Here is a 25,330-nt window from a genome sequence, read left to right on the forward strand (position 1 = left end):
ACAGCAGGATCTCTCCGCGACGACACCACCAACCGAGGAACCAACACATGACGATGACCAACGAACAGGCCGAATGGTTTGCCGGCACTTTCGAGAAGCTGGTGGCCAATGTCGGTCAGGCCATCTTGGGTAAACCCGACGTGATCAAGTTGATCCTCACGGCCATGCTCTCGGAAGGGCACGTGCTGCTCGAGGATGCCCCGGGCACCGGCAAAACAATGCTGGCCCGTTCGCTGGCGGCCACCGTCCAGGGCTCGAACTCGCGCATCCAGTTCACCCCCGACCTGTTGCCGTCGGACGTCACGGGCATCACGATCTATGACCAGAAGAGCCAGCTCTTCGAATTCCATCAGGGGCCGATCTTCGCCAATATCGTGCTGGCCGATGAGATCAACCGTGCCTCGCCCAAAACCCAGTCGGCGCTGCTGGAAGTCATGGAAGAAGCCCGCGTCAGCGTGGACGGCAAAACGTACACCCAAGAGCGGCCCTTCATGGTCATTGCGACACAAAACCCGATTGAGCAGGCAGGTACCTACCGGCTTCCCGAAGCACAACTGGACCGCTTCCTGATCAAGACGTCCATCGGTTACCCGGACCGGGCCTCCACGGTGGCCCTGCTCTCCGGTGCCTCCACCCGGGACAGGTCGTTGGCGCTGAAACCGCTGATCACCACCAGCGCCGTCGCCGATATGGCCGATTTGGCCACCAGCGCGCATGTTGATGAGTCCGTGCTGAACTATGTTGCCGAACTGACCGAGCAGACCCGTGCGGCCGAGGAAACCCGGTTGGGGGTCTCCGTCCGTGGCGCCTTGGCCATGGTCCGTGCCGCCAAGGTGTGGGCCGCGTCGGAAGGCCGCAACTACGTGTTGCCCGACGATGTGAAGGAACTTGCGCCGTTCGTGTGGACGCACCGGTTCGTCATGGACCCCGAAGCAGAGTTTGCCGGGGCAACCCCGGAGTCCGTCCTGGCCCGGATTCTGTCCGTGACCGCGGCACCGCAGCAGCGGGCCGACGCAGATTCCCGCGCGTAGCCCGGTCCGGAAGGCAGTCACTTCAGTATGAGCACACCGACACAGGACTCCGGTCGCCGGTCGGCCAGGACCGGGTCTTCTCGGTTCCCCGGCCTCGGGGGACTGTTCCGGTCACGGCGGGGGTCCAACGGGCCGCGCAGAACGCAGCCAACGGAGAAAAAACGTTCCCGACTGCATCCGGCGTCCCTCACGGCCCAAGTCGGCCAGCTCATCAAGCTCGAAGTCCAGCCCCTCTGGCAGCGCTTGAGCGGGTGGGCCCTGCCCAGGATTGAACCGGCCACGGACGTGGTGAGCCCACTGGGTTGGCTGCTGGCCGCCGTCGTCGTGGCCTTGGCCGTTTTGGGTGGGGTCTTCGGCTGGCAGGAAGCGAGGATTGCCGCCCTGATGGGTGCGCTGCTCCTGCTGTTGGCCATCGCCTTCATTCTGGGCCGTTCGGTCTTCCGGGTCACCCTGGATCTGAACCGGACCCGGGTCGCCGTAGGGGACCGGGCCGTGGGCGGGTTGGAAGTGCAGAACGCCTCGACGAAGGCACTGCTTCCGGTAGCCATGGAATTGCCGGTCGGTACCTCCACCGCGTTCTTCAGGATCCCCCGGTTGGCCCCCGTAGCAGTCCATGAGGAACTGTTCACCATCCCCACCCACCGACGGGCCGTCATTGCCGTGGGGCCGGTGCGCTCCATCCGACAGGATCCGTTTGGGCTGCTGAGACGACAGATCAAATGGACGGAGGTCCAAGACCTGTTCGTCCACCCCCGGACGACGGCGTTGGGCGGGACCAGTTCCGGGTTCATCAAGGATCTGGAAGGGGAGCCAACCCGGGTGCTGTCCTCCTCGGATGTCTCCTTCCATGCCCTCCGCGATTATGTTCCTGGAGATGACCGGCGTCATATCCATTGGAAAACCACCGCACGCACCGGCGAGCTGATGGTCCGTCAGTTCGAAGAGACCCGCCGCTCCCATCTGGCCATCGCCTTGTCCACGAACACCGCGGAATACGTCGAGTCTGATGATTTCGAACTCGCCGTCTCGGTGGCCGCCTCGATTGGGCTCCAAGCGGTCCGTGAACAACGGAACCTTTCGGTACTGACCCAGGCGGGCCCGCTGCGCACCCAGACCGGCAGGAATCTGCTCGATGATTGCACCCGGGTCGAGGGCACAGCCCGGCGTAACGACCTGATCGACCTCTCACGAACCATCAACGACGCGGTGCCCAACGCCTCGGTCTTCTTCTTGATCACCGGTACGGCCGCCACCCCGGCGCAATTGCGTCGGGCCAGCACCCACGTACCCGTTGGGGTCAGGGCCTTCGCCGTACGCTGTGGGACCGGAGCCGAACCTGCCCGGGCTTCCATCGGGGACCTGACGGTGATCACCGTCGGCCAACTCAGCGAGCTGCCCCTGATCCTGCACCAGGTGGCCTCATGAGCGCCCCCGTCTCGTGGCGCTCGCACCTGCCCTCCGCCCACCGCGCCATCGATGCGGCGGTCCTGCTGATCTGCCTCGGGTTGGGGGTCCTGGGCTTGGATGCCGCCTTCGGCGGTGACAGCCACTACCTGCTGGCCGGATTCGGTGGCGTGGTGCTTGGCCTGGTCCTGTCCTACGTCATCGTCCGCTACCGGTGGGGATTCCTGCCGGCGGCAGGCCTGGGCATCGCGATCTACCTGATCGCCGGAACGCCCCTGGCCACCCCGGCGGAGGCCACCTCGGGTTTCCTGCCCAACCTCGAATCACTGCGCACCCTGCTGGCCGGCGTCGTCTTGTCCTGGAAGGACGTACTCACCGTCGCCCCGCCGGTCGGCCTGCGTGCGGGCATGCTGGTCGTCCCCTTCCTCAGCGCCTACGTCACCGCCCTGGTCGCCGGTCTGCTCGCCTGGCGTTTCCGCTCACCGTTCTGGACCGCCATCCCGATCACCGTGATGTTCATCGTCGGCATCATCTTTGGCACCAGGGACGTGCCGCTGCCGTTGCTGCGCGGCCTCGTGCTGGTCATGGCCTTGGTCTGCTGGTTGGCCTGGCGGCGACAGGTGGACCGTGCTGCGGGCCTCGACCAGCCAACCGGAAACGGTGGCGGCCACGTCTCGGCCGCCCGGCCCGGTCTGCGCCGCATCGGATTCGGTGCAGTGGTGCTGATGGTTGCCGGCGGTCTGACGGCCGTCGCCTCCCCGGCGCTACAAGTAGACCAGCCGCGGCAGGTGCTGCGCGACGCCGTCGTCCCACCCATCGACCTCTATGACTACCCGAGCCCGTTGATGAGTTTCCGCAACTATGCCAAGGACCATGCCGATGAGCCGCTGCTCTCGGTCACCGGGTTGCCCGACGGCCAACGGGTCAGGTTGGCCGCACTGGACAGTTATGACGGCATGGTGTTCGATGTCGATCCGCGTTCGGGCGGGAACTTCACCCCCGTCGGGGATGCCGAGAACGTCAACTCCTCGAGCGCCGAGGATCCGTTGCGTTCTCGCGGTTCGCTGGACATCACGATCGAGGGATACCACGGGGTCTGGCTGCCCGCCGGCGGTAAACTCCTGGGCCTGGACGTCTCGGGGGAACGCTCCGAGGAACTGGCCCGTTCGTTGTTCTATAACGACGACGCCGAAACCGCACTGTCGACCACCGGCCTACGGGCCGGGGATTCCTATACGGCCACCGTCGAGTACCCGGTGCAGATCGACCGGAAGAAACTCAAGGACTATGGCCTCTCCGATGTGACGATGCCCAAGCTGGCCAACGTCCCACAAATCATCTCGGGCAAGGCAGCCGAGATGGTCGGAGACGAAACGACAGGGGTGGAACGCGCCGCAGCGATGGAGGGCATCCTCCATGAGACGGGTTATTTCTCCAACGGCAAGGAAAACGAGGTACCGAGCCTCTCGGGTCACGGGGCGGCACGGATAGCTTCCCTGCTCGACGCCGACGCCATGATCGGCGACGACGAACAATATGCTGCCGCCATGGCTCTGATGGCCCGCGACCAGGGGATGCCTGCCCGCGTGGTGATGGGTTTCTATCCGGAAAAATACGATCCGTCGGGCACCGTGCAGATCAAGGGCGAGGACGTCCACGCGTGGGTGGAGATCGGGTTCGAAAACGTCGGCTGGGTGGCCTTTACCCCCACCCCGGATAAGGATAAGGAACCGACCCCACCACAGCAGGAACCCCAGTCGATCCCACAACCCCAGGTGCTGCAACCGCCACCACCGCCACAGGACAAAGCGAAGCTACCTCCGGAGACGGCACCCGATCCGCAGGATGTCGACGAGTCCAACGAAGAGTTCTGGGCTTTCTGGGGGCCGATCCTCACCGTCACACTGAGCATCGTGATCCCCTTGTTCATCCTGATGCTTCCGTTGCTCGTGGTGGCCTTCTTGAAGCTGCGCCGGCGCAAACATCGTTTCGGAACCGGGGGACCCGGCAACCGCCTGGGTGGTGGGTGGAAGGAAGTCATCAGCCTAGCCACCGACCTGGGGGCGCGGCCCGACCCTTCGGGCACGCGCCGGGAGAACGCCCGGGCCCTTGGCGAGGGTTTCCCTCAAACAGCGAACACCACCAAGGCGTTGGCCCACCGGGCCGATGCCGCGGTCTTCGGAGCCGCAGTGCCCTCCGAGGCCGAGGTCGCCGACTACTGGAACATGGTTGACGAACAATTAGCTGGCATGAGTTCCTCGGTAGGATTCTGGGGGCGCATGAGGGGCAAGTATTCCCCGCGTTCGTTGGTCCTTGATGCGACGGCCCGGGTCAACGCCCGCCGGGCGCAAGGTGGGTCAGGGCAGCAAGATATCCGTACAGTAGAAACCCCCGAGGAAAAGGAGTAGCCAGTGGCCCAGAACCTGAACCTGGTCAACGCCGTGGCCGCGAAACGACTGGTTGCCGGTCTGCTGGACATCGTCCCGGTGCTCCTGGCGACGATGGTCTACGCCGGTGTCACCTCCTCCACCATGAGCGGGGCCAGCTACCTGACCACCGGTGAACTCCTCGCCGAGACAGCCACCGCATCGATGGTCCTCACCGTCTTCATCCTGGCCTATGCGATCGTTGTCTGGGGCTGGGAAGCGGGGACCGGCAAGACCCTGGGCAATCTGGCCCTTGGATTGCGGACCACCGACGAAGACGGCTTTGCTCCCGGTTGGGGCAAGGTCTTCATCCGCCGCGCCCTGGTATGGGTTGCGGGGATCGTCCCCGTGGTGGGGCCGGTCATCATGCTGCTCTCCAACCTCTGGGATCCGAACCATCAGCGCCAGGGCTGGCACGACAAGGCAGCCCGCACCCTCGTGGTCGACGTGAACCAGGGACGCAACCCGTTGCTCACCGGAGGCCTCTTCGGCCCCTCGGCCTTCGCCCCCGGAGGAGTCACCGCACCCGGGCAGCCGGGACACCCGGACTACGGTTCCGGTCAGGCGGTGTGGCCCGCCCTGGCACCAGAGCCGGCCGGCGGTCCCATCACCGGTGTTCCCGGCATGAATCAGCAAGGGACAGGGGCGGCTCCCACCATCGGAGAGCCTGCCCCGACGCCGACGCCGACGCCAGCCCCGACCCCGCCGGCTCCTGCCGCCCAGCCAGCCCCCGAACCACCCGCCTCCGCGGCTCCACACCCTGAAGGAGCCGGGACGGAGGAGGGCGACGTCGAATACACCCAACTGCGGTCGGCAGCCGTCGTCCAAGCGGTCCGTGGTGCCCGTCTGCGCTTCGACGACGGTCAGGTCATGGTGCTGGAATCCACGGCACTGATCGGCAGGAACCCGGCAGCCCACGACGGGGAAGAAGTCGCCGAACTGTTCAACTACGCGGATATGGGCCGCTCGGTTTCCAAAACTCATCTGCATCTGGCAGCCGATAGTTCGGGGGTCTGGGTCACTGACCGCAACTCGACCAACGGATCGGGTCTTGCCGGGGCCGACGGGGTACGGAAGACGTTGGCTGCCGGCCAGTCCCAACATGCCGAGTATGGTGACACTGTGTACTTCGGCGACCGTCATTTCGTAGTGAGCCCCGCATGAGCGGGGCGGATTCCCGAGCCGCCGACGGCCACGTGGCGTTGGACTTCGGATGTGCCAGCGACCGTGGCCTGCGTCGTCCGCTCAATGAGGACGCCGTCCTGGCCGAGCGTCACCTTTTCGCGGTGGCCGACGGCATGGGCGGGCATGAGGCAGGAGAGGTGGCCAGCAGTATCTGCGTCGCCACGTTCGCCGCGGGGCAGGAAGCCGCAGGTGACTGGCTGACTCCGGAAGACCTGCAGCAGTTCATGGTCTCGGCAGACTTGGCCATCCGCGAGGCGGCAGCCTCCCGCGCCGGTACCACGGTGACAGGTGCCGCCCTGGTCCGTCAGGGTGAAGCGGTCTATTGGCTGGTCTTCAATGTCGGGGATTCGCGAACCTATCTGCTCGCCGGTGATGAATTCCGCCAGGTGACCGTGGACCACTCGGAGGTCCAGGAGATGGTCGACCGGGGCGAGATCACCGCGCAGGCAGCCCTGACCCACCCCCGCCGCAATGTCATCACCCGGGCGCTGGGGACCGGCGAAGACAGCGAAGCCGACTTCTGGATGCTCCCGGCACGCCCGGGGGACCGGCTCCTCATCTGCTCTGATGGGCTGACGAATGAAGTCGGCGACGGGGCGATCCGAGATGTGCTGGTGGCTCGCACACCACCTCAGATTGCCGTCGATGACCTGTTGCAGGCAGCCCTGCGCTCCGGCGGCCGCGATAACATCTCCCTCGTGATCGTCGATGTGGAGCTCGAACACGAGGACGATGAGTTCAGCGATACCGCCCCACGAGCGGTGGTTGAACACGGTCAGACCCAACCGCGTCCGACGGTTGAAGGGGCATGACCATGCGGATGAGCTATCTTCCCGGGCCGTGGTGGGCGTTGGTACGTCATGGCCACCTCGTGCTGTTGCCCGAAGGCACCGACCCGGAACACCTGGAGCGCCTGTGGCAGGCACTCGAGAAGGAGCCGGGGGTGGAATCTCTTCTGTCAGCAGTGCTTTCGGCTCGGGGGCTGGCCCTGACGGGGATGGCTCCCTTCGGAATCATCAGCCTCGAAAGTGATGTGCACACCATCCTGCGAGGCCCGGTCTCGATGTCGGCTGAAGGTCGAGAACTGAGCACCCACGTGAACGGGCTCGGCGTCACCACCTGGATGGAACGGCGCATCCCGAACCAGGAGAGCCTGAGTCTCGCCCTCGATGACGTGCTGCGCCAGCCCGACGACGGGGATCAACCCTGGTTGCCGATCGTCGAGGGAATCGTCCCCTTCGGACGCCTTCGCGTGCAGCTACCGACGGATGGCCCTGGAACCATTGAGCCACTCTCGGCCCCGCAGCCGGAAACCCAGGCATCGGCAACAGCAACCGCCGATCTTGACGTTGAAGCCGTGGCAGAACCAGAGGCCGAAGCGGAAATGAGCGCCGCCGAGCCGGCAGCAACCGAGCTGCCGCAGATGCCCGCCGAGGCTGACGAAGAATTCGTTTCGGCTGAGGAAGCCGACGAGTCTCATACTGTTCTTTCCCGGGCCTCCCGGGAGCCCTCACCGGAGCCGGAGGCCGAGCCGAAGGACGAAGTGGCCCAGGAGCCTGCGGAGAAGCAGGTTGCCGAAGCTGCCCCGGAGGAACCACGGGCCGAGGAACCGGAAGCCGCTGAACGGGTTTCGGACGACACCATTGCCGGTCTTCACGGTGAGGAAGAGCAACCGGACCCCGAAGCACTGATCGACGCCGTCCCGTGGCTGGCAGCCGCACGGGCCCAAGCACACCCGGAGGCCAGAGGTAACCAGAAGGTTGCCGCAGCTGATGCCGGCGCCGAGGACCTGCCGACGATCACCTCGGCACCCGGCCGACCCGAACCAACGCCGACGCAGGCGCCTGTCGCCGACCTCGAGGGGACTGCGACGCCGTCCTGGGGTGACCATGACGGCAACACCGTGATGCGCGGGGACCTGCCCACCGAGGCCATTCCGACGACGTCGCGAAGCCCGGGAACCGAACAGCCGATGACCGGTCCGCTGGTTCTGGGCCGACTTTGTGCAGAAGGGCATGCGAACCCGCCGACCTCCTCGACCTGTGGCCTCTGTGAGGCCACGTTGAATGATGACCCCACGGATGTGGCCCGGCCGGCCTTGGGCCGGATGGTGATCTCCGACGGCGAGATCGTCGAACTTGACCGCCCCGCCGTCATCGGCCGCCAGCCCACCGTCAGCCGTTCGGCGAGCGAGTCCATGCCACGCGTTGTTCAAGTGAAGAGCCCCAGCGGTGACATTTCCCGCTCGCATCTGGAAGTACGGCTCGAGGGCTGGCACGTCATGTTGGTGGACCTCAAGGCGACCAACGGCACCCTGCTGGTCCGCCAGAACATGCCGCCGCGTCGACTGGGCCAGGGGGAGAAGCTGATGCTGCTCGACGGAGATATCGCCGATTTGGGAGACGGGGTCTCGTTGCGCTTCGAGGGCCTGCTGTGAGCGGCAAGCGTCCCCCGGCACCGCCACCGTCGATCGAGGGGTTCGAATATCTGAACCTCCTGGGATCCGGCGGTTTTTCGGATGTGTACCTCTACCAACAGGATCGGCCTCGCCGGAAGGTGGCCGTGAAGGTGCTGCTCTCCGACCTGAAAACGGAAAGCGCCCGTAAACGCTTCGAATCCGAAGCCAACCTCATGGCTCAGCTGTCTTCGCATCCGTACATCGTGACGATCTTCGAAGCCGATATCACCGCCGAAGGCCATTCGTATTTGGCCATGGAGTACTGCTCCCGACCGAGCCTGGACGTCCGCTACCGGCGAGCCCGGCTGGGAGTCGACGAAGTCCTGTCCTTGGCCATCCAGGTCGCCTCGGCTGTGGAGACCGCGCACCGAGCCGGCATCGTCCACCGCGATATCAAACCGGCGAACATCCTCGTGACGGACTATAACCGTCCGGCCTTGACCGACTTCGGTATCTCCGGAACGACCGACACACTGGACGATGAAGCAGGATTGTCGATCCCGTGGTCTCCGCCCGAGGCCTTTGCCGGGGGCTCCCCCAATGGGGTGCGCATGGATGTCTGGTCCCTGGGCGCGACGATCTACACGCTGCTGGCCGGCAGGTCGCCCTTCGTCCGCTCGGGGGCCGACAACTCCCAGCGCGAGCTGATTTCGCGGATTACCACCGCGCCCCTGGCCTCGCTCAACCGCCCGGATGTGCCGGCGGCTTTGGAACAGACACTGGCCACCAGCATGGCCAAGAGTCCGTGGGCACGTTTTGAATCCGTCCACGATCTGGCCCTGGCCTTGCAACGAGTCCAAGCCGAACTCGGCCTGTCCGTGACGGCATTCGAAGTGATGGAGGAGCCGGTTCCCCGCGAGGAATCCGGCGTCGACGAGGGCGGTGAGGCGACCCGGGTGCGGCAGGTCGTTTCCATCGATCCTGAGGCCGGGGCTACCCCGGGACCCCCGACAGGGGGGCCGACGCCGATCACGGATCCACTAGTTGCGGACCCGGCAGGGGCGGAGGACGCAACCATCATGCGCGGCCGGCTGCCGGACGGTTCGCTGGCCGGCTCACGCCAACGGCAGGGACGTCAGGTGGGCCCGCCCCCTGTGGTCAATGCGGTCGACGGGGAGGAACCCGGTGCCGACGGCTGGGTTCCGGTCGTACCGTCACGGCCTGCGGGCCGGCAACACGAGGGCCAACGATTCCCCACCGGATTGGTGGCGGGACTCGGCGCCGTGTTGGCCATGGTCATCGCGGGAATTTTTGTGGTGACTGCCTTGAACCGGGGAAGTGAGGCACAGGAGGTTTCCTCGGGTGTTTCGTTGAGCCAGGCACCGGCAGACCCGCTGCTGGGGCAGGAGGGCGTGGTCCCGCAGGTCAAGGACTTCGCCGTAAAGCAGTCCGGTTCGAAGATGACCTTCAGTTGGAAGAGCCCGAAGGCCCAGAAGGGCGATGTCTTTTATTGGGCTCCGGTGACGGCCACCGAACAAGGAGAGAACCGGAAAGTGGAGGAGCCCACCGTCACGACCGAGGCCGTCAAAGGCGAGCCGACCTGCATCCAAGTGGTGTTGGTGCGATCGACAGGAAAAGCTTCGGACCCCAGCAGATACTGTTCGGACGGCTAGTCTCGTGGGTGGACGATCCGCGAGAGATGAAGCAGGACACAGGGGACAGGACTCATGGTGGAAGTAAACATCGATTTTTGTGGGGAATGGTTCCCGGTCGACGATGACCAGGTTTTCACCATTGGGCGTGAAGGCGACCTGGAGGTCGACGAGAACCCCTACCTGCATCGGCGTTTCCTCACCGTGGCCCGCTACGACAGCATCTGGTGGCTCTCCAATGTCGGGTCCCGCCTCTCGGCGACCATCGCCGATGCCACCGGCGGTCTCCAGGCCTGGGTGGCTCCGGGGGCACGTATCCCTTTGGTGTTCAGTCAGACCAACGTCGTTTTCACTGCAGGGCCGACGACCTACGAATTTTCGGTCCACCTCTCGACCCCGGCTTTCCGTCAGGAATGGAGTGCCGACGATGGTGACGGGCAGACCACGATTGGCCCCGTCGTGCTCACAGATGCCCAACGGGCGTTGGTGGTCGCGCTGGCGGAGCCCATGCTGCGCCGCGACGGCACCGGGTTGAGCTCCATCCCGACATCGGCCAAGGCAGCCGCCCGGCTGGGCTGGCCGTTGACCAAGTTCAACCGCAAACTGGACAACGTCTGCGACAAGCTGGACAAGTCTGGAGTCGCCGGGCTGCGCGGGGGCGCCGGCAAGTTGGCGACCAACCGGCGGGCCCGCCTGGTCGAACATGCCGTCACCTCGCATCTGGTGGTCGCTGCGGATTTGCCGTTGTTGGACGCAGCTCCCGCAGCCGACGACTAGTCCTCAGACCCAGGGACGCAAGGACGGTGGCCAGAGCATTGCTAGGGTCAATCAGATGACCGGAATGCGATACCCCCGCCCCCTTGCCGAGGGAGACCGAATCGACGTGACCGCCCCGTCGATGGGCGTCCCGGGATCCCTGCACGCCCGCTTGGACCATGCGGTATCGGACCTGCGCGCTGCCGGGTTCGAAGTACGGGTGGAGGAATCCGTCCGCCAGGAGGGACTGGCCTCAGGCCCGCCATCCACGAGGCGTACCGAACTCGCTGCCGCCTTCGCCGGTCCGGCCCGTGCCGTCCTGCCACCTTGGGGCGGGAAGCTGGCCATCGAAATCGTCAAAGGAACCGATTGGAAAGCCCTCGCGGAGGACCCCACATGGTTTGTGGGCTGGTCGGATATCTCCACCCTCCTGCTGCCACTGACGATCACCACCGGTGTCGCAACCATTCACGGTGGCAGCCTGATGGACGAGCCGTGGGAACTACCGGCCGGGTTCCATCGGTGGACCGAGGTGGCAGCGCTCCCCGAAGGAGCATCCTTTACCCAAACAGCTGCCCCGTATCGTCGTTCACGCCCGTGGTCCGACTGGGACGAGGAACCGTTGGGGCGGGCCGAAGCCTATGAGGAGCCGACCGCCTGGACGTCGCTGCATGCCGAGGACGTGGAACTGCGTGGCCGACTCCTGGGAGGGTGTTTGGAGACGGTGTCCTTGCTCGCGGGATCCAGTTTTGGGGATCTGTCGGGATTCGCTCGCCGTCATGCCCCCGAAGGACTAATCGTCTACCTCGAAGTCGTCGATTCCGACGCCGTGAGCGTGCTTCGAATGCTCTGGGCGTTGCGGCTGGCCGGATGGTTCGACCACGCCAACGGCATATTGATCGGACGCACCACTGCTCCCGATACCGCGGAATTGACGCAGAGCGAAGCGGTGGAACGGGCACTGGGGGATCTGGATATTCCGGTGATCCTTGATTTCGATACGGGGCACCAGCCTCCGCAGATGCCGTTGGTCAACGGGGCGCTGGCAGAGGTCGAATTGGTCGACGGGCACGGGTGGATCACCCAACACCTGATCCCGTGATGACTGGGGCTGGACGTATCCTGATGCCATGAGTGCGCAACCAGCACCGTCGGACGGGGTCCGAACCCACGCCCTGCGCGGGGGAGTCCTGCTGATCGCGCGGGTGGGGCTGGTCGCCTTGGCCACGACGATCGCCTGGCTGGTCATGGTCGGTGTCGACGGTCCGGCCTCGTTTCCGCCGTCGCCCCTGCTCGCATCGTTGAGCTTGCTCCCGGTGAACATCGTCTCGTTGTGGCTCGTTGCCCGTTTCCTGCGCTCCGAAGGCCAGGACCTTCGTTCCCTGTTCATCCCGGCCCGGCGCCCGATGCTGCGCGAAACCGGCTGGGGACTGCTCTGGATCCTCGTCCTCTACCTCCCCTTCGTGGCCGCCATCATGGGCACCATGTGGGCCCTGCACGGCCCCGAGATGTTCACGGCATTCGAAACGGTCTTCTTCGACCCGCAGGCCGCCGCGATCGCCCACCCCGGATGGGGCCTGGCCCTGGGCATCATCGCCGTTCTGACGTTCGCTCCGCTCAATGCCCCCGCCGAGGAGGCGGTGTTCCGTGGCTACTCCCAGTCACGCCTGTTGCGTCGGTGGTCGGTCCTCGCCACCGTATTGCTCTGTTCGCTCGCTTTCGGCGCCCAGCACGCCTTCTTCGCCCCGACGGCGGACGCCATGATCGTCTATGTCGTGGCGTTCACGGTGTGGGGGATCGGATCGGCACTGATCGTGCTCCGACAGAAACGTTTGCTGCCCATCACCATCGCCCACTTCATCGTGAACCTGTTGAGCAGTTCCCCCGCAGTCATATTCCCGATGCTGCAACTGACCGGTTTGGTTCCCCGTTAAAGGGCCGCCGGTGAGCTGCCGCACCGCCCACCGGAGCGCTCAGTCGGGGCACCTCAGCTGGGCGAGCACCGTGGAAAGAGCATCCCGACGGTATGTCAGTTCGCTGATGCGTTCGTGGAGAACTGCGTACTGCTGTTCCAGCAGCACCACACGTTCTGAGCTGGTCATGGTGTCCCAGTGCTCCATTTGTGTTCGCATCTGGTCCAGCGAGAGGCCGACCGCGCGTCCGGAGAGAATGAGCTCGAGCCGGCGTTGCGCTCCCGGGCCGTAATCGCGGTAACCGTTGGGAGAACGCGTGATCTGCCCCGGGCTGAACATGTCCCGCTCTTCGTAATATCGGATGGCTGAAGCAGCTAAACCGGTTCGATGGGCGAGTTCGCCGATGCGCATTCTATCTCTTGACCTTCAAGTCGCTTGAAGCTTTAGCGTGACACCAGAACCACAACACGGTCAATAGCTTCCCAAGGATCCATATGAGTCACGCTCTCTATCTCGCCGCAGCCGTTCTCTTCCCGTGCCGGCTGGCCCTGTTCCTCGCCTTGCATCTGTTCCCTGGCGGAATCCACCCGGTCGGGGACACGGTCAGCGACTACGCCGCTTCGGCAAACGCCCTGACGCGGGCTCTGTCGCGCCTCTCGGCTTGGGCTGCGGCCCTGGCCTGGGCCGCGTTGGGCCTCGGACTCCTGACCGATAGTGGGCTCGGCGCGCCCCGGTCGACCGTGGGGATCTGGCTCTTTGTTCTCGCACTGGTTCTCGTGGTGATGCCCTGGGTGCCGACGGACGGGCCGGGGGCCGCGAAGACGCTGCGTGGTCGTGTGCACCTTTTGCTGGCCGTGGGATGGTTCACGATCTCCTACTCGACGATCGCTCCGCAGGCCCGGCTGCTGGAGACACAGGGGATGCCCGGCGTCGGGACGGGACTGCAGATACTCCATGTCATCTCCGCCATCTCACTGGCGGCCCTCGTGGTTTCCCTGCTCGTGCGACCGCTGAGATCACGCACCTTCGGCGTGAGTGAACGCGTCTTCATCCTGGCGGTGACGATCGCCCCACTGCTCGCGAGCCTGGGGTTCATGCTGCGGTGAGGGACAGCCTTCCGGCTCGCCGTCGGGCAATTCAGCACGACCAATGGACGAGGGGCCTCCTTCGCTCCCACGCGTCCGAGCAGTGAGGCAAGATAGAGGGGTGACGACAAGCGAGCAGCAGAACACCACCACCCGTTCCACCACGGCCTCCGCCGAAGGCGCCAGTACCGCCGCCGGTGAAGAGGTCATCCCCGCAGGGCAACTGCGGGAGGAGTACCAGCAGCTCATCGACGATGTCCGCCGGTACCGGACGGCGTATTACGTCGAGGATGCTCCGATCGTCTCCGACGCCGAGTTCGATGTTCTGTTCACCCGACTCGAGGAAATCGAGCAACTGCACCCGGAAATCGTCTCCAACGATTCACCCACCCAAGAAGTCGGTGGAGAGGTTTCCGCGGCCTTCTCCCCGGTGGTCCACCTGACCCAGATGTACTCGCTGGAGGATGTGTTCTCCCTCGAAGAGCTCACCGCCTGGCTCGAACGGGCCACCGCCAACGCCGGAACCCGGGCCCCGAACCAAGAACTGCGCTGGCTTTGTGAGGTCAAGATCGACGGGCTCGCGATCAACCTGCTCTACCGTGACGGCAAGCTGCTCCGTGCCGCCACCCGGGGCGACGGCACGACCGGGGAAGACGTCACCCATAACGTGCTGACGATCAAAGACATCCCCACCGAGCTCTCGGGCAGCAACTGGCCCACCGAGGTCGAGATCCGTGGGGAGATCTTCTTCCCCTCACAGAAGTTCCGCGACTATAACGAGGCCCTGCTCGAAGCAGGCAAACCCGAACTGGCGAATCCGCGCAACGCGGCCGCCGGCTCCTTGCGCCAGAAGGACCCGGCAGAAACCGCCAAGCGCCCCCTGGGCATGTTTGTCCACGGGTTCGGGGTCCGTGAAGGCCTCGACGCGGCCTCCCAGTCCGAAACCTACGAACTTCTCAAGGGGTGGGGCCTACCGGTGACCCCGTACTCGAAGGTCGTGGATTCGATCGATGAGGTCCTGGCCTACATCGAGGCCTATGGTGCCGACCGGCACTCACTGGTCCACGATATCGACGGCATCGTCATCAAGGCCGATTCCTTCGCCATCCAACGGGCGTTGGGCTACACCTCCCGGGTACCGCGCTGGTCGGTGGCCTATAAGTATCCGCCCGAGGAGGTCCACACCAAACTGTTGGACATCCGCGTCAACGTCGGACGCACCGGACGAGTCACCCCCTACGGGGTCATGGAACCGGTCAAGGTCGCCGGCTCCACCGTCGAAATGGCCACCCTGCACAACCAGGACGTCGTCAAGGCCAAGGGCGTGCTCATCGGAGACACCATCATCCTGCGCAAGGCAGGTGACGTCATCCCCGAGATTGTCGGCCCGGTCCTTCCCCTGCGCGAGGGCCGGGAAGAGGAACTCCGCGAATTCGTCATGCCCACCGACTGCCCCTCCTGCGGGGAACCGCTGGCCCCGGCGAAGGAAGGCGATATTGACATCCGCTGCCTCAACGCCCAGTCCTGCCCGGCCCAGCTGACCGAGCGAGTGGCCCACCTCGGTGGCCGAGGAGCCTTCGACGTCGAGGCGCTGGGCGAGGAAGCCGCATTAGCACTGACCGTGGGGCCAGGCCCGGATCCCGCCGAACACGGAGGCCTGCCCAAACCTGCAGGACCCGGCCCCATCACGAACGAAGCCCAGATCTTCGACCTGGCCAGCGGCCATGAAGACGACACGCTGCGCGATGCGCTCGCCGAGGTCAAGGTCTGGCGTGAAAAGCGATCCAAGGGCACCGGGACCGGTCACTTCGAACTCGTTCCGTACTTCTGGAGCAAGGGCACCGAGAAGAAGCCATCGGCCCCGACCGCCACTACGAAGAAGCTGTTCGAGGAACTGGAAAAGGCCAAGACGCAGCCGTTGTGGCGCGTGATCGTGGCCCTGTCCATCCGTCATGTGGGGCCCACCGCCTCGCGCGCCCTGGCCACCCACTACGGGTCGATGGAGGCCATCCGCCAGGCCGTCACCGCCGAGGATGCCACCGAAAAGCTGGCCGACGTCGACGGCATCGGGCCGATTATCGCCGAGGCCCTCATCGAATGGTTCGACCTCGACTGGCATCTGGGAATCGTCGATGCGTGGGCCGCCGAAAACGTGCGCATGGTGGACGATTCCCACGGTGAGACTCAGCGCACGCTCGAGGGCCTGACCATCGTGGTCACCGGATCCCTCGAAGGCTTCAGCCGCGACGAGGCCAAGGAGGCCATCATCACCCGTGGCGGCAAGGCCTCGGGATCCGTGTCGAAGAAGACCAGCTACGTCGTCGCCGGTGAAGCGGCAGGCACCAAATTGGAGAAAGCGATCTCCCTCGGGCTGACCGTACTGGACGAGGACGGCTTCCGCGCCCTGCTCGAAAACGGCCCCGTACCCGAAACCACCACCGATGGAGACCCCACATGAGCCAAAACCCCGCAGCCACCGCCGACCTGTTGGCCATCGCCCGCCGTGCCGCGGCCGCCGGTGCCGCCGTCCTGGCCGAACGCCACGGCGTCCATATCGCAGCCGACACCAAATCCGCCGCCGGGGACTGGGTCACCGACTACGACCGACGCGCCGAACAGGCAGTGCGGGCGGTCATCAACGCCGAACGCCCGCATGATGCGATCACCGGCGAGGAATACGGCAGCACCACCCCCGCGGAACCCAGCGCCTACCGCTGGTCCATCGACCCGCTGGATGGTACAGCCAACTTCGTGCGAGGCATCGTCTACTACGCCACCTCGGTGGCCGTCGCCGGCCCCGCACCCGACGGTGGGGAGGGCGCCGTGTGGCTCGCCGGCGTCGTGCAGGCTCCCGCGCTGGGCAGCACCTGGTGGGCCTCCCGCGGAGCGGGTTCCTGGCTGGGCGGCACCGAAACCGGGAACGACGCCGGGGCACGCCGGCTCACCGGCCCCGTGCCCGGAGCCGCGGGGGCCCTGCTGGCCACCGGATTCGGTTACGACGCCGTACGGCGCGACTTCCAGCTCCAAGCGGTGGCCACCCTGTTGCCGGGGTTCGCCAATGTGCGGCGGATCGGCTCGGCTGCCGTGGATTTGTGCATGGTCGCCGACGGCACCCTCGATGCCTACGCCGAATACGGTACCGGTGAACACGACTGGTCCGCCGGGGCGCTCATCGCCGAGGAAGCCGGTTGCCCGGTGTTACGTCCTCCGGCCGATCCGGGCTGGCAGGCAGCTGGCTACATCGACTTCGAGCTGCTTCCCGCGCCACCGGCGGGCTGAGCTGGTTCCCGAGAAAAATCAACCCGGCCGAATGACCAGCATCGACGCCAGCACCACCACGAGCAGGGCGAGGAAGGCGACAGCATGGATGCGGTCAGGCAGCTTGCCGACCAGGCGTTTGGCGGCGAAAATCGTCGGCAGGGACCCGGCCAGCAAACCCGCAGTCGCCAGCAGGTCGATATAGCCCACATGCGCCGTGGGTAGCGGCCCCACGGAAGTGGGCAGCGCGAAAGCGTGGACGACAGCCCCAGTCGATGCAGCAGCGGAACGGTCATGATGGAACCGCCCACCCCCAAGAAGCTGTTGTCGGCCCCGATCAGGGCGCCGAGCCCGATATAGGCGGCGAGCGGATGGAGCATATCGGTCCGCAATCTGCCAGAGCGCCAATGAGCAAAACTGGCTGAAAGGGAATTGACGATCATCACTGCGGTCGACGTCGCTACGGCCACCAACGTTGCCTCACCGGAACCCCCGGAGGCCACGGCAAGTGCATAGACGACAGGGACGATGACGAAGCCGCCGCCAAAGCCAAACAAGACGGTTGTCAGCCCGGTGAGCACTCCGAAGGCGGCGAACACCAGTCAGGACACGACCATCCACCGATCGTAGGGGCCTGGTGGCCGTAGGATCGCTCGACGCCGTGAGGTGGCCGACATTTTCAGGTCCCCGTACCGTGGCGGTGCCGGAATCTGTCAAACTGGGAGGTGATGACTATTGCAACCGCCCGCCTCCCGCTCACCATCCGCCAGGCCACGGAAGCCGACTACCCGGAGATCGGCCGGATCACCGTCGACTCCTACCTTGCGGCGGGACACTTCGATGACCCCGACCACGAGTACCTGCAGTTCGTCCGCCAGGTCGCCGACCGGCACGCGGCAGCCGAGATCCTGGTCGCCGAAAACAACGGGACAGTCATCGGCGCGGTGACCCTGGTTCAGCAGGGGAACCCCTACGCAGATATTGCTGAAGCGGGCGAACTCGAATTCCGAATGCTGGTCGTGGACCCCGCCGTACAGCGTTCGGGGGCCGGGCGGACCATGGTCGAAGCGGTGATCGACCGGGCCCGGCAGCTCGAGGGCGTGGACACGGTCTCGCTGACTACCGGTGGACATTGGGAAGCAGCCAATGCCCTCTACACGGCCATGGGTTTCCAGCGCGCCACCGAACGCGACTGGTTCGTCCCCGATACCGACATCCTGCTCAAGGTCTACATCCTGCCGCTTTAAGACCGACAGCCGGCGCTCCGGCTCATGCAGTAGGGTCGCCTCATGCCCCCCAGCCAGAACCCCCACGCGAGGGAGCTATCTGGGTTTCGTACTCTTGGCCTTCGTCTCGATGGTGGGGGACGGGATGGCACTTTTTGCCCTGACCCTTGCCGCCGCCGATCACCTGGGGTCCTGGGGCGTCACTGCACTATTCCTCACGGGGCTGATCCCGCCGATCCTGGCCGCCCCACTGGTGGGCCGGTTGGTCGATGGCGCGAACCTGCGCAGGATCTGGGTGGCCAGCCTGCTCGCTCACGTCCTGCTGTTCGCCCTCATGACCGTCGTCGATGAGCTGCTCGTTAGCTTGGTGTTGATGTGCGGGACCAGCATCAGCGCGGTGGTCAACGCCTCGGCGATCTTCAAGCTCATTCCCTCCATCAAAGGTTCCCTGCCCTTGGCCCGGGCCAGCAGCCTGATCGTCTCGGCGGGTTCACTGGCAGGCATCCTCGCACCGCCGATCGCTGCCATCGCCTATACCGCGTGGTCCGTCCAGCCCGTGCTGGCGTTGAACGCGTTGGGTTTTACGTTGCTGGCCGTCGGCGCCGGGCTGTTGGTTCCGCGCGATGCCGTGACGGTTGATGTCGAAGAACCGAAAGCCGGAGGGGCCAGATCCGGTGCGCGGGTCCTCTTCACGGACCGACTGCTGGCCATCCTGCTGGTGCCCATGGCCGCCGTCGTGTTGTTCACTTCCGCCGAAGGCGTCGCGGGGGTCTTCTATTTGCGCTCGGTCGCCGATACCGACACCATCTACGCCGTGATGCTGGGGGCCTGGTCGGTGGGTGCCCTGGGTGGTGCCCTGGTCTGCGGAAACCGGTTCCTCGGAGCACGAGTACGGACGCCCGTGCTTCTTGGCGGAGCGCTGATCGGGGCCGCCATCCTGGTGGAGGGGCTGTGGCCCAACGCCCTAGTCATCCTGGCGGTCTTCGTCCTGGGCGGATTCGGCAACGGGATGCACAACGTGGGGGTGCGCAACGCCGTTTATGCACGGATTCCCGAAGCCCATCACGGGGCCGCCTGGGCCTACCTAACCGTCGTCATCAAAATCATGGTCGGACTGGGCTTCCTGCTGGGAACCCCGGGACTGGTGGTGGATAGCGACCGGTTGATCATCATCGCTGCCGGAATCGGCTCCTTGGGGGCAGTGCTCCTGGCGCTCGTGGGGATGAGCAGAGCGGCCCGGCAACAGGCGACGCCGGTCCTGAACTAGACTGGTGGGGATAACCCACCATCCATGAATTCGGGGAGATACATGCCTGCGATCAGTCGTGAGGAAGTTGCCCATTTGGCGCAGCTGGCCCACCTGGAGATGAGCGAGACCGAGCTGGAGAAAATGGCCGGCGAACTCGGTGTCATCGTCAACGCGATCAAGTCCGTGAGCGAGGCCGCTGGCGACGACGTTCCAGCCACCAGCCACCCGCTACCGCTGACCAACGTGATGCGCGAAGACGTGGTCGGGCAGACGCTGACGCAGGAGGAGGCGCTGCAGAACGCGCCCGACGCCGAAGACGGCCGTTTCAAGGTTCCGGCCATCCTGGAAGGGGAGTAGGACATGAACGAGATCATCAAGCTCTCCGCCGCCGAGCTGGCTGCGAAACTCCGTGACGGATCGGTCACTTCCGTCCAGGCCGTCCAGGCCCATCTGGACCGCATCGCTGCTGTCGACGGAGGGGACCGTGGAGTCCACGCCTTCTTGCACCTGAACGGGGAGGAAGCCCTCGCCGTGGCCGCCGAGGTCGACGCGATTCGCGCCGCAGGCGGAGCCGAGGCCGAGGCGCTGCACCCGCTGGCCGGAGTACCGATCGCCATCAAGGACCTCATTGTCACCAAGGGCCAGCCCACCACCGCGGGGTCGAAGTTCCTTGAGGGGTGGATGAGCCCCTACGACGCCACCGTGATCGAAAAGATCCGTGCCGCCAAGCTGCCGATCCTGGGAAAAACCAACCTCGACGAATTTGCGATGGGTTCCTCCACCGAGCACTCGGCCTTCGGAGACACCCGCAACCCATGGGACCTGGACCGGATCCCCGGCGGTTCCGGGGGTGGCTCGGCCGCTGCGGTGGCCGCCTTCGAAGCACCCCTGGCCCTGGGCACCGACACCGGTGGTTCGATCCGTCAGCCAGGTGCCGTCACCGGCACGGTCGGCGTCAAACCCACCTACGGTGCCGTCTCTCGCTACGGGGCCATCGCGATGGCCTCCTCGCTGGACCAGATCGGCCCGGTGAGCCGCACCGTCCGTGATTCGGCTCTCCTGCACGAGCTCATTGGCGGGCACGACCCCAAGGATTCCACCTCTATCGACGCCCCGGTCCCCGATATGGCGGCGGCCGCCGAACAGGGTGCCACCGGTGACCTGACCGGTGTTCGCGTCGGCGTCATCCGCGAACTGCAGGGGGAGGGCTACCAGGCAGGCGTCCAGTCGCGTTTCGACGAATCCCTGGAAGTGTTGAAGGCTGCCGGCGCCGAGATCGTCGAGGTCTCCTGCCCCAACTTTGAGTACGCGTTGGGCGCCTACTACCTGATTATGCCCTCGGAGGTCTCCTCCAACCTCGCCAAGTTCGACGGCGTCCGCTACGGCAACCGCGTTCTGCCGACCGAGGGGCCGCTGACCATCGAACGGGTCATGGCCTCCACCCGCTCCGCGGGCTTCGGCGACGAGGTCAAGCGCCGCATCATCCTGGGCACCTACGCCTTGTCGGCCGGCTACTACGACGCCTACTACGGTTCAGCGCAGAAGGTCCGCACCCTGATCCAGCGGGACTTCGAAGCAGCCTTCGCCCAGGCGGATGTCCTGGTGTCCCCGACCTCCCCGGTCGTCGCCTTCGAACTGGGCTCGAAGCTGGATGACCCGTTGGCGATGTACCTCAACGACGTCGCCACCATCCCCGCCAACCTGGCTGGCATTCCCGGGATCACGGTCCCCGGTGGACTCTCCGAAGGGCTGCCGGTGGGCATCCAGTTCCTGGCCCCGGCCCATGAGGACGCACGGCTCTACCGTGCCGCCGCGGCCTTGGAGAAACTGCTGGAGGACCGCTGGAATGGCCCGTTGATCAACCAGGCCCCCGAGTTGGCCGAATCGTCCAAGGAAGGTGTCGCCTGAGATGGCCCATGCAACTGAAGAACTCGTCGACTTCGATGAGGCCCTGGAACGCTATGACCCGGTACTGGGCTTCGAGGTACACGTCGAGCTGAACACCGCCACCAAGATGTTCTCCGACGCCCCGAACGTCTTCGGCGACGTCCCGAACACCAACGTCACCCCGGTGGACCTGGGTCTGCCCGGCGTGCTGCCAGTGGTCAATAAAAAGGCTGTGGAGTACTCCATCAAGATCGGCCTGGCGTTGAACTGCCAGATCGCCGAATACTGCCGCTTCGCCCGGAAGAACTACTTCTACCCGGACACCCCGAAGAACTTCCAGACCTCGCAGTACGACGAACCCATTGCCTTCGATGGTTACCTGGACCTGGAACTGTCCGACGGGGAGATCTTCCGGGTGGAGATCGAACGCGCGCATATGGAGGAAGACGCCGGCAAGCTCACCCATATGGGTTCCACCGGGCGCATTCAGGGCGCCCAGTCATCGCTGGTCGACTACAACCGTGCCGGGGTGCCGTTGGTGGAGATCGTCACCAAACCGATCACCGGTGCCGGAAAGCGTGCCCCCGAACTGGCCAAGGCCTATGTGGCGGCGATCCGCGAGATCGTGAAGAACCTCGACGTCTCCGACGCCAAAATGGAACGCGGCAACGTCCGCTGCGACGTCAACATTTCGTTGATGCCCCAGGGAACCACCACGTTCGGCACCCGCTCCGAGACCAAGAACGTGAACTCGTTGCGCGCCGTCGAACACGCGATGCGCTTCGAAATCGAACGTCACGCAGCGGTCCTGGATGCCGGCAACCTCGTCGTCCAGGAAACACGCCACTGGCACGAGGACACCCGGACCACGACGTCGGGACGTCCGAAGTCCGACGCCGACGACTACCGCTACTTCCCCGAGCCGGACCTGGTGCCGATCGTGACAACCCGCGAATGGGTTGAGGAATTGCGGGCCCAGCTGCCGGAGCCGCCGGCCGAACGCCGCAAACGTCTGCAGGCCGATTGGGGCTATGCCGACGCCGAATTCCGTGATGTGGTCAATGCCGGATTCCTGGACGCCATCGAGGAGACCATCGCCGCCGGTGCCACCCCAGCCGTGGCCCGCAAATGGTGGATGGGCGAGATCTCCCGGTTGGCTAAGAACGCCGACGTGGAGCCGCTGGAACTCGGGGTCACCCCGGCAACCATCATCGAACTTAACCAGCTGATCGAAGCCAAGAAGATCAACGACAAGATCGCCCGCCAGGTCCTCGAATACGCAGTGGTGGGAGAGGGGACGCCGAGCGAGATCGTCGAGAAGCGTTCGCTGGCCGTCGTCAATGATGATTCAGCACTTGGTGCAGCCATCGACGACGCCATGGCTTCGATGCCCGACGTCGTCGCGAAGATCAAGGATGGCAAGGTCCAGGCCATCGGCGCGCTCATCGGTCCGGTGATGAAGGCCACCCGTGGTCAGGCCGACGCCGGTCGCGTCCGCGAGATCGTCCTGGAGAAACTCGGCGTCGAAGGCTGACCCTCGCCGGGCCCTAGCGGCGCGGACACCGCAGTACCTGCCGAAGGGCGGGCGGAGAATCTTCCGCCCGCCCTTCGCCGTGGGCAGGTGTGTAGCGTGGTTCCATGAGCACCCAGGGAGCAGCGAAACGAACCGGAACCGCCGTTCCCGACCACGACGTCGAGGTCACCGAGGCGTTGGTTCGTCAGCTGCTGAAGGAACAGCACCCCGACTTGGCGGGCCTGGAGCTCCTGCGGGTCGCCAACGGTTGGGACAACGTCGTCTACCGGCTCGGTGGGGAACTGGCAGTACGCCTACCCCGCCGCGCCAGCGCCCATCAGCTGCTGCTGAACGAAGTGAGGTGGCTGCCCTTCCTGGCGCCACGGCTGCCGTTGTCGATTCCTGCAGTTGTCCGCCGAGGCCACCCGGGTGCCGGCTACCCCTACCACTGGGCCGTGGTGCCCTGGTTCGAGGGGGATTCCGCTGCGGTTCGTTCGGCAGCCGACCGAGACGGCTATGCCTCAGCCTTGGGCCGATTCCTACGCGCACTTCACGTTCCGGCCCCGGCCGACGCTCCCCGCAATCCTGTGCGTGGGGAGGCGCTGGCAACCCGCGCCGAGGCCTTCACCCGACGGCTGGCAGCAGCCAACCCGCCACTGGAGGGGCCCTGGCACGAAATCTTTGCCGCCGGGGCGAAAGCGGCCGAATACCATGGCCCGCCACTATGGTTGCACGGGGACCTGCACCCGCATAACGTCGTGACTGCTCTCGGTACGGGACCGGCGGCCATCTCTGCGGTCGTGGATTTCGGGGACATCACCGCGGGGGACCCCGCCTGCGACCTGGCGGCCGCCTGGCTACATTTCACCGCCGCGGGCCGTGACGTCTTCAGGGCCGAACTGCCCTACGACGGGGACACCTGGTTGCGCGCCAGGGGGTGGGCGGTGCACTTCGGGACCATGATGGCCCTGATGCCGGACGGAGAGCCGCTGCGGTCCGTGGGCCGGCATGCGCTGGACCAGTTGGCAGTTGAGGGCTACTGACGTGCATCATGGGAGGGCAACGCATCCCGGCGTGGCCGGCACTGACAGGAGAATACCAGCGGTCATGGCAACCCTAGATCCTGCTGCCGACCCCGCCCTGCGCAACGGTCGCGGACATCGCGGCGATGACCTGCGGCGACTCAATACGGCGGCCGTCATGAAGCATGTCTTCGACCACCCCGGTCTGTCTCGTTCGGAAGTTGCTCTGCAACTGGGGCTCAGTGCCGCGTCGGTCACGAAGATGGTGGCGCAGCTGCTCGAAGCCGGCTTATTGCGGGAGCTGGCACCACTCGTGGGCACGCAGGGGCGCCCACGCGTTCCCCTGCAGATCGACACCGGGACCCCGCTGGTCATGGGCATCCATCTGGGCCCGCGCACCACCGGCGTCGTCCTCATGGATTTGGGCGGCAGCGAACATGCCTCGGTACTGGTTCCACACACCGGGATGCCACCGGAAGAATCCATGGATTTGATCGTCGCGGCCGCCGATGAGTTGATTTGTGAGAATACCAGGGGACGGGTCATCATCGGGACGGGGATCGCGACCGGCGGCATCGTGAATCGGGCGGCGGGGATCATCATTGACAACCCCGGAGCCGGTTGGCAGAACGTTGACGTCATACGCCTGCTCAGCGGCCGGTTGCCCGGGCCGTTGATCCTCGAAAACAATGCCCGTGCCGCGGCACAATCCGAATTGCTCTACGGGCACGGGCAACGAACCAATGACTTCGTGCTGATGGTGGTGACCGCGGATATCGGCTCGGTCATGGTCGACGGCGGAAGGATCAGGTCAGGGTTCAGCCAAACCGCGGGACAGATCGCCCATCTCTCCGTCGACGACGGCACCCGGCCCTGCCCCTGCGGCCGCACCGGATGTTTGGCGGTCATGGCTTCGGACGACGCAGTAGCCGACACCGCCGTGGAACGAGGGCTGCAAGAGAAGCCGAATATCGACGAGATCTTGTTCCAAGCGGCGGAGGGGGAGCCGGGGGCCATTGTCCTGCTGGAGCAACGCAACCGGTGGGTCGGCCGGGCAGCGGCCCAACTCATTGACATCCACGATCCCGAGCTCCTGGTGGTGGTCGGCACCCCAGCCGAATCACCCCTGGTTTTTTCCTCGCTCGTCGATGAAGTGGCCCGGCGGGCACAACTTGGCAAACGGGCCGCCGAACGCGTGGTTCTTTCCACCGACCACGTCTTCTCACTGTCGCTTTTTGCCGCCTCAACACTGGTTGCCGCCGTGCTGGCGGATCCGCTGGGGATCATCGGCCTGGCTGCCCCCGACCCGGCAGAGAGCTGAATCG

At 65.4% G+C, this 25,330-nt stretch carries 22 protein-coding genes; 20 read left to right on the forward strand and 2 right to left on the reverse strand.

Translation table 11 applies throughout. From position 1 onward, the window contains the following. Positions 1-47: 47 nt before the first annotated feature. The 10 genes from CIK75_RS00905 to CIK75_RS00950 are packed head-to-tail and all read left to right on the forward strand — an operon-like array spanning position 48 to position 12,786. On the forward strand, positions 48-1,031 hold the full coding sequence (locus CIK75_RS00905; protein ID WP_087000621.1) for a MoxR family ATPase: 984 nt from the start codon (positions 48-50) through the stop codon (positions 1,029-1,031). 27 nt (positions 1,032-1,058) lie between these two features. Continuing rightward, positions 1,059-2,456 carry a DUF58 domain-containing protein gene (locus tag CIK75_RS00910; RefSeq protein WP_096222943.1) on the forward strand — a complete coding sequence of 466 codons (1,398 nt, stop codon included), beginning with the start codon at positions 1,059-1,061 and terminating at the stop codon, positions 2,454-2,456. Then, positions 2,453-4,843 carry a DUF3488 and transglutaminase-like domain-containing protein gene (locus CIK75_RS00915; RefSeq protein WP_096222944.1) on the forward strand — a complete coding sequence of 797 codons (2,391 nt, stop codon included), beginning with the start codon at positions 2,453-2,455 and terminating at the stop codon, positions 4,841-4,843. The genes CIK75_RS00910 and CIK75_RS00915 overlap by 4 nt, the downstream gene beginning before the upstream one ends. Before the next feature lie 3 nt (positions 4,844-4,846). Further along, positions 4,847-6,025: an RDD family protein gene (locus tag CIK75_RS00920; RefSeq protein ID WP_096222945.1), complete on the forward strand. Its 1,179-nt coding sequence runs from the start codon at positions 4,847-4,849 to the stop codon at positions 6,023-6,025. Further along, positions 6,022-6,858: a protein phosphatase 2C domain-containing protein gene (locus CIK75_RS00925; RefSeq protein ID WP_096222946.1), complete on the forward strand. Its 837-nt coding sequence runs from the start codon at positions 6,022-6,024 to the stop codon at positions 6,856-6,858. The genes CIK75_RS00920 and CIK75_RS00925 overlap by 4 nt, the downstream gene beginning before the upstream one ends. Then, on the forward strand, positions 6,855-8,483 hold the full coding sequence (locus CIK75_RS00930; protein ID WP_096222947.1) for an FHA domain-containing protein: 1,629 nt from the start codon (positions 6,855-6,857) through the stop codon (positions 8,481-8,483). The genes CIK75_RS00925 and CIK75_RS00930 overlap by 4 nt, the downstream gene beginning before the upstream one ends. After that, positions 8,480-10,117, forward strand: a complete 1,638-nt coding sequence (locus CIK75_RS00935) for a serine/threonine-protein kinase (protein WP_096222948.1) — start codon at positions 8,480-8,482, stop codon at positions 10,115-10,117. The genes CIK75_RS00930 and CIK75_RS00935 overlap by 4 nt, the downstream gene beginning before the upstream one ends. 54 nt (positions 10,118-10,171) lie before the next feature. Beyond that, positions 10,172-10,873: a hypothetical protein gene (locus tag CIK75_RS00940; protein WP_086994859.1), complete on the forward strand. Its 702-nt coding sequence runs from the start codon at positions 10,172-10,174 to the stop codon at positions 10,871-10,873. Positions 10,874-10,928: 55 nt separating this feature from the next. Next, on the forward strand, positions 10,929-11,954 hold the full coding sequence (locus CIK75_RS00945; protein ID WP_086994856.1) for a S66 peptidase family protein: 1,026 nt from the start codon (positions 10,929-10,931) through the stop codon (positions 11,952-11,954). Positions 11,955-11,982: 28 nt separating this feature from the next. Continuing rightward, positions 11,983-12,786, forward strand: a complete 804-nt coding sequence (locus tag CIK75_RS00950; RefSeq protein ID WP_086994854.1) for a CPBP family intramembrane glutamic endopeptidase — start codon at positions 11,983-11,985, stop codon at positions 12,784-12,786. Between the two features lie 39 nt (positions 12,787-12,825). Here the strand turns inward: CIK75_RS00950 and CIK75_RS00955 are convergent, their stop codons facing one another. Further along, positions 12,826-13,176: a MerR family transcriptional regulator gene (locus CIK75_RS00955; protein ID WP_086994851.1), complete on the reverse strand. Its 351-nt coding sequence runs from the start codon at positions 13,174-13,176 to the stop codon at positions 12,826-12,828. Between the two features lie 83 nt (positions 13,177-13,259). Between CIK75_RS00955 and CIK75_RS00960 the strand changes: the two genes are divergently transcribed. The 3 genes from CIK75_RS00960 (at position 13,260) to CIK75_RS00970 (ending at position 17,129) form a co-directional block, all read left to right on the forward strand. Then, the gene (locus CIK75_RS00960) at positions 13,260-13,871 is read left to right on the forward strand and encodes a DUF998 domain-containing protein (RefSeq protein WP_086994848.1); all 612 of its coding nucleotides are present in this window, start codon (positions 13,260-13,262) and stop codon (positions 13,869-13,871) included. Between the two features lie 187 nt (positions 13,872-14,058). Continuing rightward, a complete protein-coding gene (gene ligA, locus CIK75_RS00965) occupies positions 14,059-16,308 on the forward strand; it encodes an NAD-dependent DNA ligase LigA (protein ID WP_241895215.1) in 2,250 nt (749 codons plus the stop codon). After that, entirely contained in the window at positions 16,305-17,129 is an 825-nt protein-coding gene (locus CIK75_RS00970) for an inositol monophosphatase family protein (protein ID WP_086994842.1), read from the forward strand. The genes ligA and CIK75_RS00970 overlap by 4 nt, the downstream gene beginning before the upstream one ends. A gap of 18 nt (positions 17,130-17,147) precedes the next feature. Here CIK75_RS00970 and CIK75_RS16440 read toward each other — a convergent pair whose 3' ends face one another. Continuing rightward, positions 17,148-17,318, reverse strand: a complete 171-nt coding sequence (locus CIK75_RS16440; RefSeq protein ID WP_241895178.1) for a hypothetical protein — start codon at positions 17,316-17,318, stop codon at positions 17,148-17,150. Between the two features lie 518 nt (positions 17,319-17,836). On the opposite strand from CIK75_RS16440, the gene CIK75_RS00980 reads away from it, so the two are divergent. The 7 genes from CIK75_RS00980 to CIK75_RS01010 all read left to right on the forward strand — a co-directional run bounded on the left by CIK75_RS00980 (position 17,837) and on the right by CIK75_RS01010 (position 25,326). Continuing rightward, positions 17,837-18,355: a GNAT family N-acetyltransferase gene (locus tag CIK75_RS00980; RefSeq protein WP_086994840.1), complete on the forward strand. Its 519-nt coding sequence runs from the start codon at positions 17,837-17,839 to the stop codon at positions 18,353-18,355. Further along, on the forward strand, positions 18,255-19,601 hold the full coding sequence (locus CIK75_RS00985; RefSeq protein ID WP_096222949.1) for an MFS transporter: 1,347 nt from the start codon (positions 18,255-18,257) through the stop codon (positions 19,599-19,601). Before CIK75_RS00980 ends, CIK75_RS00985 begins: the two co-directional genes overlap by 101 nt. A gap of 42 nt (positions 19,602-19,643) precedes the next feature. Then, positions 19,644-19,940 carry an Asp-tRNA(Asn)/Glu-tRNA(Gln) amidotransferase subunit GatC gene (gene gatC / locus CIK75_RS00990; protein ID WP_086994834.1) on the forward strand — a complete coding sequence of 99 codons (297 nt, stop codon included), beginning with the start codon at positions 19,644-19,646 and terminating at the stop codon, positions 19,938-19,940. 3 nt (positions 19,941-19,943) lie between these two features. Further along, positions 19,944-21,491: an Asp-tRNA(Asn)/Glu-tRNA(Gln) amidotransferase subunit GatA gene (gatA, locus tag CIK75_RS00995; RefSeq protein ID WP_096222950.1), complete on the forward strand. Its 1,548-nt coding sequence runs from the start codon at positions 19,944-19,946 to the stop codon at positions 21,489-21,491. 1 nt (position 21,492) lies between these two features. Further along, on the forward strand, positions 21,493-23,004 hold the full coding sequence (gatB, locus tag CIK75_RS01000) for an Asp-tRNA(Asn)/Glu-tRNA(Gln) amidotransferase subunit GatB (RefSeq protein WP_096222951.1): 1,512 nt from the start codon (positions 21,493-21,495) through the stop codon (positions 23,002-23,004). A 104-nt stretch (positions 23,005-23,108) separates the two neighbouring features. Further along, positions 23,109-24,026, forward strand: coding sequence for an aminoglycoside phosphotransferase family protein (locus CIK75_RS01005; protein ID WP_096223026.1), 918 nt, complete (start codon positions 23,109-23,111; stop codon positions 24,024-24,026). Between the two features lie 64 nt (positions 24,027-24,090). Next, on the forward strand, positions 24,091-25,326 hold the full coding sequence (locus tag CIK75_RS01010; RefSeq protein WP_158225844.1) for an ROK family transcriptional regulator: 1,236 nt from the start codon (positions 24,091-24,093) through the stop codon (positions 25,324-25,326). The last annotated feature ends 4 nt before the right edge of the window (positions 25,327-25,330 follow it).

This window comes from Glutamicibacter sp. BW78 (genome assembly GCF_002332245.1).
Lineage (GTDB): Bacteria > Actinomycetota > Actinomycetes > Actinomycetales > Micrococcaceae > Arthrobacter_H > Arthrobacter_H rhombi_A.